Raw genomic sequence first — 10,508 nt, 5'->3', positions numbered from 1 at the left:
CTGCGAAAGCGTAGTTGTTTTGTTGTTTGCCATTTAATAGGCTTTAGCGTTAGTAAAGCGGACGCGTCCCCACTACCCGCTACCCATGCCCGAACTACCCCCGTCGAATCCATAAACGCCCCCTGATGAGAAAACCGTCGCCCTCCGAAGATCGAAGCCGGCGTGCATTTTCCGTAAAAGGGAACTTCCGGATTAAAGGGACGTCGCTCAAAGAACCGCAAGGTTCGAAGCACGAGTCGCATTGTCCAAAGTTCGCGCAGCCTTTCCCTCCATAAAAGAAAGGACCGCTTATGGGAGAGTGCAGCATTTCCCATAGACTTAGATTATAACATATTTCGCGCTGCAAAGATAGATTACCCGGACTCGCTTCGTGCCAAACAAGAGAGCGAGACCGAATCTATCTCTGACGCGACTTGAGCGCACGTTGGATATCCCGCTGCGCGTCGCGCTTGGCGGCCGTATCGCGTTTGTCGTGCTGCTTTTTACCTTTACCGAGACCGATCAGCAGTTTGGCGTAACCGTTACGCACGTAGACCTTCAGGGGCACGACCGTGTAACCTTCCTGCTTGGATTGCCCGACCAGCTTGCGGATCTGCACCTTGTGCAGAAGCAGCTTGCGCGTACGCGTCGGATCGGACGGATTGTTGATATTGCCCTGCTCGAACGGACTGATGTGCATATTATGGATAAAAGCTTCGCCGTTCCGGATCGTCGCGAACGCATCCCCGATATTCGCCCGGCCTTTGCGCAGCGACTTGATCTCCGTCCCCGTCAGCACCAGCCCCGCCTCATACGTGTCCTCGATGAAATAATCGTGCGACGCCTTTTTGTTCTGAGCCAGCAGCTTGCCCTGTTCGGTATTCTTCTTCATGTTTCTCACCTCCCGCATCTTTGTCTGGATCTGATCCTACCTAAATTGTAACAAGCTCTCTTTGGAAAAGGCAAGAAAACGAGCAGCCGGGGAGCATGAGCGAAACGTAACGGATTGAGATGACGCTTAAAGCACCATAATCGGCTCTTGCCGATTCTAACGGATCGCATATCCGTTAAAGCACCCAAACCACCGAATTCCGGCCCAAAATCGTCCGATTCTGCCGTCTAACGGATATACAATCCGTTAAGCTCTGAAATCTGCCTAAAAAAGGCCGCTAACGGACATGCAATCCGTTAGCGGGAAGTTTGCTATTTTTCGGCCGATGTCCTAGCTCCGACCTTTGCCCGGTTTGCCTTTGCCGCCCGAGCGGCCTTTGTTCGGCCGTTCGTTGCCGTTGCGCGAGAACGTCGCCGTCTCGCCGCCGTAGCCGCCCGTGCCGGAACCGAAGCTGAACCGGCCTTTGCCCGGTTCGCGGCTGCTGTCCGCGTCGCTGCCGCTCGACCCGCGGCCCGCGCCTTTGCTGGGCGCGCGCCCGCTGTCCGCGCCGCTTCTGCCTTCGGCCCCGCCGTTCCCGCCGCCTGCGCGGCTCGAACGGCCTTTCCGCCCGCCGGCTGCGCCAGGCGGCCGATTGCTCCACTCGCCCGCATCGCCCGGCGAGCCGTTAAACGCATCTCCGCCGCTTTGCCCGGCTTCGATATGAATGCCGCCGCCTTTACGCTTGCCGCGAGCCGGCTTTCCGGCTTCGCCGCCCGGCGCGACCGTGTCCGCGCCGCTTCTGCCTTCGGCCGCTACGCCGCCGAACGCCCAACCGCCATTCGCGCCGTTACCGTCGCCGCTTTTGCTTCGGCGCGGCGCACTTTGCGGCTCCGCTCCGGTCGCGGCTTCGCCGCCGCGTTTGCCTTTGCGCTTACGGCCTGCGCTTTCGACGCCTTCGGCTTGCGGCACCGCAGTCGTGCCGGCATCGCCGGCACTGCCTTTACGCTTCCGCTTGCGACCGCCGACCGGCGAAGCGCTCTCGCCGCTTTGCGCTTGCGGAACGCCCGCAGCTGCGACGACGTCGCCGTTTCCGCCTTTGCGCTTGCGCTTCCGTTTGCCGGAAGACTGCGCCGATCCCGTCTCCGAACCTACCGCGCTTGCTCCGGCAGCAGGAGCCGCTCCCGACGCGTCATTCGGACGGAACACTTCCGGCCGCTTCTTCTTATCCTTTTTCTTGCCTTTGCCTTTGTCGAACTTCTCTTTGCCGGTCTTGTCGCCGCGAGGACCGCGTTTGAACGCGTCGCCGCTTCCTCCGCCGTCGCGACGGCGTCCGCCGCCTCCGCGGTTGTTGCTCTTTTTCATATCGACCAGTTCGAAATCGATCGTATGCTCTTCCATGCTTACCTTCGCCACGCGGATCTCGACCACGTCGCCGATCCGGAACGTGCGCGACGTGCGCTCGCCGATCAGGGTCAGGCGCGATTCGTCGTAGTGGTAATAGTCGTCGGTCAGGTTGCTGATATGGATCAGGCCCTCGATGGTGTTTTCCAGCTCGATGAACAGGCCAAAGCTTGTCACGCTGCCGATTACGCCTTCGAATACTTCGCCGACCTTGTCCATCATATACTCCGCTTTTTTCAGCTGCGCCGTATCGCGTTCCGCGTCAACCGCCACGCGTTCGCGGATCGACGACTGCTGCGCGTAATCCGACATGCGGGCCGCCAACTGCTCTTCGCGCTGCTGGGTCAGTTTGCCCCCGTTTTCCGCCATCTCCCCGATCACCCGGTGAATGACCAAATCGGGATAACGGCGAATCGGCGAAGTGAAATGCGTATAATACTCGGCTGCCAGACCGAAGTGACCCAGGTTCACCGAGTCGTACTTCGCCTGCTTCATCGAGCGGAGCAGCAATGTGCTGATCGCTTTTTGCTCGGGCGTGCCTTGCACGTCGTCCAGCAGCGATTGCAGCTCTTTCGGCTGAATGGTGCCTCCGCGCGTGCCTTTGACCTGATGCCCCAGGTTGGCCGCGAAGGCCGCGAACAGCTCCAGTTTCTCCTGATCCGGGTCTTCGTGGATGCGGTACAGGAACGGTACTTTGGCTTTGCTGAAATGCTCGGCCACCGTCTCGTTCGCCGCCAGCATGAACTCTTCGATCAGACGCTCGGCCACCGAACGCTCGCGCGTCACGATATCGATCGCTTTGCCCTGGTCGTCGAGCAGCACTTTCGCTTCTTCGAAATCGAAGTCCACCGCGCCGCGCTTCATGCGGCGGGCGTTCAGCTTCAGAGACAGATCGCGCATCGTGCGGAACGTGTCGACCAGATAGCCATACCGCTCCATCAGCTCGGGATCTTCTTCCTCCAGAATCAGGCGCACGTTTTTGTACGTCATCCGCTCGACCGTTTTGATCACGCTTTTGAAAATGTCGTAACGGACCACGTTCATCGACGCGTCGAATTCCATTTCGCACGACAACGTCAGACGGTCCACGCGCGGATTCAAGCTGCAAATGCCGTTGGACAGACGCGGCGGCAGCATCGGAATCACCCGGTCCACCAAGTACACGCTGCTGCCCCGATTATAGGCTTCCTGGTCCAGCGCGGAGCCTTCCGGCACGTAGTACCCCACGTCCGCGATATGCACGCCCAGCACGTAGTGGCCGTTTTCCAGACGTTCCACGTTGACCGCGTCGTCCAGGTCTTTGGCGTCTTCGCCGTCGATCGTGACGATCTGCTTGCCCCGCAGGTCGCGGCGTCCCTGGCTGGTGATTTCTTCTTCCGTGATGCTTTCCGGCGCCGCTTCGGCTTCCGCGATCACTTCGTCCGGGAACGACTCCGGCAGTTGGTGTTTGCGGATGATCGACAGGATATCGACGCCCGGATCGCTGTTGTATCCGAGCACCTCGATCACTTCGCCTTGCGCCGCCGCCCGGCCGTCCGGGTACGAGATGATGCGCACGACGACTTTTTGCCCGTTGATCGCCCCGCCCGCGCGTCCGGCCGGGATAAAGATATCGCGCGTGATGCGCTTGTCGTCCGGCAATACGAATCCGAACGACTCTTCGTCCTGATACGTGCCGACGATCTGCGTGACCGCCCGTTTGACGATCCGAACGACCTCGCCTTCCATTCGGCCGTTCGAGGAACGGCGGGACGCGATGCGCACCAGCACCGTATCGCCGTTCATCGCGCTCAGCATATCGCTCGCGTTGATGTACACGTCAGCATGAGTGCGATCCTCGGGAATCAGGAACCCGAATCCTTTCGCATGCGTTTGCAATCTGCCGCGCAGCAGGTCCATCCGTTCGGGCACGCCATAGCGCTGGGTACGCGTGAGCACAACTTCGCCCGCTTCTTCAAGCGCGTTCAACATATTCATAAATTCCCGGAAAACTTCTGCATCCTCGATGCCGAAATGTTGTTCCAGCTCCTGATACGTCATCGGCTTGTATGCGTCTTCGCGCATGAAGCCCAGCAGCATCTCTTGCGTTATCATGATTATCACCTCAAAATGGCTCCGGCTGCCGGCAGACCGCTTGGATCGGCTTGCAGATCGCGAATGCTCGATTTTTTGCTTCTTCTACAACTCCATTATACGTTAAAAGTACCCGTGTCGGAGCCTGCTTAATCCGATGCCTTGCTCACTATCTTGATCCCATCCGCAGATACGCAAAAAAGCCTCCGTATCCCTTGAGTCCAAGGATCAACGAAGGCTTCCCCGAGCAGAAAAGCTGCCCGCAACGCGCATTTAGTTGGTCAGAGCCGTAGTCAGAAGCGCCATAACGACGAATCCTGCACCCAATACGATCGTAATACGCTCAAGCACCAAGTCCATACCGCGAGCTTTGGTTTTGCCGAACAAATGCTCCGCACCGCCGGAGATGGCGCCTGCCAAGCCTGCGCTTTTCCCTTTTTGCAACAGCACGACCGTGATCACACCGACGGAAAAGATCAAAAGAAGTACCTTCAGAAAGATTTCCATTGTAATTCCACCTCCTAAGCGTAAACCGCATATCCTGTATAATAAGTGGGTTACCCCTGTTGCTGCACTCTCAATGTCATTTAAACAAAACACCACTCTTATCGTATCACAAACGCCGTTATTTGGCAATCTGCTGCCTTGTCGGATTTAAATGGATAACTCCCGGCGCCAACTGAAGATCGAATACGTTCAACATGCAAGCAAAAACGTATTTCCGACTTCCCGTTCATATTAAAAAGCCGCACCGCGGTTGAATCCTCCGCGGCACGGCTTGGGTCAATGACAATAGGGAAACATACCTTTCAGCCAGCCTTGCTGCTTAACGGCGTTGTTCTTTGGCTTGAACGGTACGGTCGGTCCACAAAATGTATCCGGCGGATACGGCTGTAAGGACCAGAATGACCATGATAACCATGGCATCCGACATGCTCTCTTCCTCCTCTGCTGGCGTGAATCTGGATGATGTGCGAAAGTTGCCTTTTTTCGAAATGAAAGTAGAACGGAAAGGTCACTCTCCTGTTTCTGCTTACGAGGTTAGCTGACGGATTAGGGCGCAAGAGTCGCCCTGCCTGCCGCAAGACCGTGACCGGCTGCGCGAAAGGCTTCACCCCGTGAGAGCCGCGTGCGGACTCCCGATCGGTTCCCCCGTTTCCGAGTACAAATTCAGCAGTTGTAACTTCATGTGCGCGATCTATTAGATCGATTAAGTGACGAATCCCATCATCCTTTCCGAAAATGTAGGCGGCATGCCGGAACCTTCGATTTCCATCCGGAAATCCGGTGCCGTCGGAGGTCGGTCTACCCATTGGATAAACCGGAATAGCCAGCGCGCTTGACAACGATTACCCGTTGCGCGTTGCTTTTATGAACCGTATCTTAACTCCTGCTGACACTTTGTGTAAAGGATGAACTTTACCTGTTTTTGGGGGTTTGAGCGTTAATAAGTGAAATGCCAATCTTCCATGAAGTCCAATCTTTGATTATCGTTAAAAATCTCCCTTTATCTTCATTTATCTTCAAAATCGCAGCAAAGAAACTACGAATTTCGGATTTCTTGAACCTTCATAGAGCCGCATTTTTCAAAAACCTTTTTTGTTAACGCTTTCAACATATTTTAACCGCCTGTCCGATCAGCTTGACCAACCTTATATTCAACTTGGTCAAGCTGCTGGACATATTAGCCGCACTCCCGTATTCCTTTTCCCTGCCCATTCCGAAGCATTCAAAAACGTTAACCCGCTCCGGCACGAATACGTCCGAAAGAACCCTTCCGAATGCGCAAAGGGTCCTACCCGAGCGGATATGCAGATTCATTCTCGAACGTTGACCAACTTATGCGCATGGGCTGTTCTTATTCCGTCGGGGAATGCAAAACAGCCCATGCCCGCTCCAGCTTCTCGTTATATGCAGCGTCGTTCGCCGAGTTCATGAATCGGACTTTACCGCTTCCTCCGCCTGTGATGCCGCGTTCGTTCAGCACCGTACTGAGCCTGCGCACCGTGCCCGCGCTTCCGTCGATCACGCGGATATGCGACGGCAGCATCGATTCCAGCAGCGGCGCGTAGTACGGATAATGCGTGCAGCCGAGCACGATCGTCCCGTACGCGTTTAGATCAAAAGGCTCGAACTTGCGCCGAAAGTATTCGCCCAGCTCGACCGGATCGAAATTCAAACGCTCGCAGTATTCCACCAATTCCGGCATCGGCAGCGAATCCACGATGCCGTGATCATCCACGCGCGATACCAACTCCATATATTTGGCCTGGCTGAGCGTCAATTCGGTAGCCAGCACCAGCACCCGCCGTCCGCCCGCTCCGTTCATCTCGACAGCGGGCTTCACGGCCGGTTCCATGCCGATCACCGGCACCTCGTAGACGCGCCGAAGCTCGGTCGCCGCTACGCTGGTGGCCGTATTGCAGGCAATGACGAGCGCTTTGACCTTTTCGCCCAAAATTCGCTCCGCCGCCTCGCATACATATTCGGTTACTTGCTGCTTGCTTTTCGGCCCGTACGGCACATGCAGCGTATCCGCGAAAAAGATAAAATCTTCATCCGGGAGCATGCGGGCCGCCTCGCGCAGCACCGTCAATCCCCCGATTCCCGAGTCAAAAAAAGCGATGCTCATGCTGGTTCCCCTGCCGTTTCGTTGATTTATTCTGCTTATACCTTTAGAGCTGACAAGGCACTCGATCTTTTACCGATTATAGACCTCTCGCCGCCAAAACGCCAAGAATCACTCTCTATGCTTAAAAAGTATCCGTTACCGTCTGCTCGTCCGATACGCTCTTATTTCGGCTCTGTTTCGATCAGGCTCGCCGCTGCATCGATCCGATTCTGCATCTCTTTCGCGAACGCGGTCAGCCCGGCTGCCGGAATCTCGATATCCTGATGAGACGTCCCTTTATAAACGGCCAGCAACGGATCAATAACCTCTTTCCATTTCGGCAACGCCTTCGTTCCCCACTCGCCGCCTTCTTTTTTCGATGCGATATATCCTTCCTGCAAAAACATCAGTACGCGGCAGAGATTAAGCGTGAGATAGATCGGATTCTCCAAAATTTCGCTCTCCGCGTTCGATACGTCATTCAGGATAGAACGCATATAAGCTTCCCGGGGGACGGGAGGATAAAGGTCGCGCATAGGCAGACCATAGAGCGGGACTCCCCGTTCGTAGGCGACCGCGACCTGCGCAGCCAAGTCCGGATCTTCCCAACCTCCGCACACATAATCCGGATCGGTTGCGTATCGTTCCCGGTGAGCGGCCGAATAGTGATAAATAAACGGTGCCGGATGCAAAAATGGACGGAGTGCCGATTCTTCGATAACCGTAAACTCGATATGGCGACCTTCCGGCAACTGCTGATGAAGATCAAGAGCCTCGAGTGTCAGCTTCTGCAATTGAGTTCGTTCCGGCTGACCCTCTGTGACGACGAGCAGATCGATATCGCTCGTTGCGGGATTGAAGCCTCCTATCGCCAGCGAGCCGTGCAGATAAACGCCGACAACGCATTCGCCGAGGATCTGCCTGCATCGCGAAGACAACTCTTCCGCCGAAGCAAAAGCTTCGCGCGTTCGGGACGAGCTGCGCAGATCGGCTGCAAGAGCTTCAGGTTTGCTATGTTTAACGAATGGTTCGTGCATGAATATTACCTCCTCAGTGATAAAAGCCTGCATGCTTAGCGTTTAGCTAAGTGAAGTGCCCCGATCGCCCCGCTATACGGTCCCTGCTTCGGAATCTTCGCCGTTGCTCCCAACATCTCCGTAAAACGCAGCGTAAGCTCGCGCAGCAGGGCGTTGTCTTGATACGAAGAACCGATATATACGACTTGGTTTGTTTTTTGCAGCCCTGCCGCCTGAACGCCGACCGTCACGACGATCTCCGCGACCATGCCGATCACGGCTGCCGCGTAATCCTGCGGCTCCGCGCCGGTCGCGGGCGGAACCGGCCGCGCGAAATTCGCGGCGGTCAGGTCGCCGGCTATCGGCGGGATCGCCGGGGCATAAATCTGCCCCACCGTCAGATCCACCGCCTCCCGGCTCCCAAGCGGGGCCAGCCGCGCGATTTCGGCGTAATCGCGCACCCCGCACAGCAGTCCCGTCAGACCGACGATCGTGCCTCCGCCCAGACCGATCCCGCCGAGCCTCAGCCGCTCGCCCCCTTCGATCACGTGCAGCGACGTCCCCGTCCCGACGTTCACCAGCACAAAACGCCCCGACGCCGCAGCCGCTTCCTCCTTCTCCGCTTCGGCCTTCAAGATCCGCACGGCGCCTTCGGCCGTCGCTTCGAATTCCGGTACGTCGACCGCGGAAGCCTCATATTCCGGCAGCAAAGCGCGCAGCCGCTGCGCCTGCCCGCCCGTAAACCCAACCACGGTATCCCGCGGAACCTGTCTCCGCACCCATTCGACCGCCGCTTCGATCCGCTCGGTCGGAAATTTGACCAAGATCGGCAGGGATGCCGATAACAAACCTTCTCCCCCGCTGTCCGCGGCCGAGCCGTCGCTCAAATAAGCGATCTTGACCAACGTGCCTCCCGCATCGATGCCGGCATACCCTGTCATAGGCGCTTCCTCCTCCCGCTCGGCTCATGCTTTTCCTTGCATGCTTTGCCGCTTTGTTCGCCTGACCGTTCTTTTCTTTCTTCCATTATAAGCGCCGTATCGCCGATCGCCATTTTTTTTGAAAGTTTCGAAATTCCCGCTTGATTTTTCTCTGTCATTCCTTTAAAATAGGCCAAGTTGACATTGTATACCTCAATAAGACGGTTTGAGGGTATCTACCGGGGACCATACCTCCCGACTACAAAGTCGCGCCGAAGGCGCCTTTGCAGTCGGGATTTTTGCGTCCAACGCAACCTTTCGACTCCTAGCGCGCACTACGAGTACCTTGACCAAGGTACCACTTCCGTGAAAAGGAGCCCTGCCGCACCATGAATATCAAAGTTCTCGTTCTGACGATCGCCGCGTTCACCGTGGGTCTCGTCGAACTCATTATCGGCGGCGTACTGCCGCAAATCGCCGCGGATCTGGGCGTATCCGTCAGCACGGCAGGCCAATTGATTACCGCCTATGCGCTCGTGTATGCCGTATCCGGCCCGACGCTGCTTGCGCTGACCTCCAAGATCGAACGCCGTAAGCTCTACTTGTTATCGCTCGTCGTCTTTATTCTCGGTGCCCTGCTCGCGTTTTGGAGCCCGAATTTCGGCGTGCTGCTGATTTCCCGCTTCGTGACGGCAGCCAGCGGATCGTTAATCACGACGCTGTCGCTGACCATCGCTGTTAAAGTCGTGCCGGAAAACTTCCGCGCGCGCGTTATCGGGATCGTCTCGATGGGGATCAGTTCCGCGATCGTACTCGGCGTACCGCTGGGCGTTCTCGCTGCCGACAAGCTCGGCTGGCGCATTCTGTTCCTCTTCATCGCCGTATTCGCGCTGCTTGCGATGTTCGTGATCTACAAGTTGATGGAGCCGATTCAACCGCAGCAGGTGATGCCTTTGCGTCAGCAGCTCGCTTCTTTGAAAAACACCAAAGTCGCCGGCGCGCACTTGGTGACGCTGCTTCTGCTCGCAGGCCATTATACGCTGTACGCATACTTCACGCCTTTCCTGGAAAACGTGATGCACCTCAGCGCTTCCTGGATCAGCATCGTGTACTTCTTCTTCGGTCTTGCGGCCGTTGCAGGCGGCATGATCGGCGGGGTCATGTCGGACAGCCTAGGCGCGAAAAAGAGCATTCTGATCGTCGTCGGCGTGTTCGCCCTGTCGCTGTTCATTCTGCCGTTCACGGCATCCATGATTCCGCTGTTCGCGATCCTTGTCTTCGTGTGGGGCGCTCTGAGCTGGGCCTTGTCCCCGGCACAGCAAAGCTACCTGATCGAAGCCGCACCGGAAACGTCGGAGATTCAGCAAAGCTTCAACTTCTCCGCCCTGCAAGTCGGTATCGCGGCCGGATCGGCCATCGGCGGCGTCGTAATCAGCCGTGCGCCTTCCGTAACGTATAACGCTTGGGTCGGCGGCATTATCGTCGTTATCGCCTTCGGCGTAGCGCTGTACACGTTCTCCCGCAAGACCTCGACTCGCCGCTCGGGCGAGCAAGGGAAAAAGAACGGTTCGAAGCTGGAGCCGAACTTCGGCGGAGATTGATCCGAAGCTTGGATATGAAACCAATAGAAATAACTT

Annotated in this window: 7 protein-coding genes and 2 riboswitches; of the genes, 1 reads left to right on the top strand and 6 read right to left on the bottom strand. The window is 56.8% G+C overall.

All coding sequences use genetic code 11. From position 1 onward, the window contains the following. Positions 1-397: 397 nt before the first annotated feature. From smpB to HRQ63_RS25085, 6 genes are all read right to left on the bottom strand, one after another. Positions 398-871 carry an SsrA-binding protein SmpB gene (gene smpB, locus HRQ63_RS25110; RefSeq protein ID WP_172247851.1) on the bottom strand — a complete coding sequence of 158 codons (474 nt, stop codon included), beginning with the start codon at positions 869-871 and terminating at the stop codon, positions 398-400. 330 nt (positions 872-1,201) lie between these two features. Next, a complete protein-coding gene (gene rnr / locus HRQ63_RS25105; RefSeq protein ID WP_172247850.1) occupies positions 1,202-4,345 on the bottom strand; it encodes a ribonuclease R in 3,144 nt (1,047 codons plus the stop codon). A gap of 252 nt (positions 4,346-4,597) precedes the next feature. Further along, entirely contained in the window at positions 4,598-4,831 is a 234-nt protein-coding gene (secG, locus tag HRQ63_RS25100; protein WP_172247849.1) for a preprotein translocase subunit SecG, read from the bottom strand. A 508-nt stretch (positions 4,832-5,339) separates the two neighbouring features. After that, a riboswitch (cyclic di-AMP (ydaO/yuaA leader) is annotated at positions 5,340-5,510 on the bottom strand. Between the two features lie 672 nt (positions 5,511-6,182). Further along, positions 6,183-6,956, bottom strand: a complete 774-nt coding sequence (murI, locus tag HRQ63_RS25095; RefSeq protein WP_172247848.1) for a glutamate racemase — start codon at positions 6,954-6,956, stop codon at positions 6,183-6,185. Between the two features lie 161 nt (positions 6,957-7,117). Then, the gene (locus HRQ63_RS25090; RefSeq protein ID WP_172247847.1) at positions 7,118-7,972 is read right to left on the bottom strand and encodes an aminoglycoside adenylyltransferase domain-containing protein; all 855 of its coding nucleotides are present in this window, start codon (positions 7,970-7,972) and stop codon (positions 7,118-7,120) included. Positions 7,973-8,007: 35 nt separating this feature from the next. Beyond that, on the bottom strand, positions 8,008-8,892 hold the full coding sequence (locus HRQ63_RS25085; RefSeq protein WP_172247846.1) for an acetate and sugar kinases/Hsc70/actin family protein: 885 nt from the start codon (positions 8,890-8,892) through the stop codon (positions 8,008-8,010). Positions 8,893-9,055: 163 nt separating this feature from the next. Then, positions 9,056-9,153: riboswitch (purine riboswitch) on the top strand. Positions 9,154-9,260: 107 nt separating this feature from the next. Here HRQ63_RS25085 and HRQ63_RS25080 point away from each other — a divergent pair. Then, complete coding sequence (locus HRQ63_RS25080) at positions 9,261-10,472, top strand: MFS transporter (RefSeq protein ID WP_172247845.1); 1,212 nt, start codon at positions 9,261-9,263, stop codon at positions 10,470-10,472. Positions 10,473-10,508 lie beyond the last annotated feature (36 nt).

It is taken from the genome of Saccharibacillus endophyticus (assembly GCF_013185185.1).
Taxonomy (GTDB): Bacteria; Bacillota; Bacilli; order Paenibacillales; family Paenibacillaceae; genus Saccharibacillus; species Saccharibacillus endophyticus.
Note: the sequence above shows the minus strand (reverse complement) of the source record. Positions and strands in the feature narration are given on the sequence as shown.

Excerpts from the sequence above, each read along its gene's own strand:
- smpB (WP_172247851.1), bottom strand. The coding sequence starts at position 871 with ATGAAGAAGAATACCGAACAGGGCAAGCTGCTGGCTCAGAACAAAAAG.
- rnr (WP_172247850.1), bottom strand. The coding sequence starts at position 4,345 with ATGATAACGCAAGAGATGCTGCTGGGCTTCATGCGCGAAGACGCATAC.
- secG (WP_172247849.1), bottom strand. The coding sequence starts at position 4,831 with ATGGAAATCTTTCTGAAGGTACTTCTTTTGATCTTTTCCGTCGGTGTG.
- murI (WP_172247848.1), bottom strand. The coding sequence starts at position 6,956 with ATGAGCATCGCTTTTTTTGACTCGGGAATCGGGGGATTGACGGTGCTG.
- HRQ63_RS25090 (WP_172247847.1), bottom strand. The coding sequence starts at position 7,972 with ATGCACGAACCATTCGTTAAACATAGCAAACCTGAAGCTCTTGCAGCC.
- HRQ63_RS25085 (WP_172247846.1), bottom strand. The coding sequence starts at position 8,892 with ATGACAGGGTATGCCGGCATCGATGCGGGAGGCACGTTGGTCAAGATC.
- HRQ63_RS25080 (WP_172247845.1), top strand. The coding sequence starts at position 9,261 with ATGAATATCAAAGTTCTCGTTCTGACGATCGCCGCGTTCACCGTGGGT.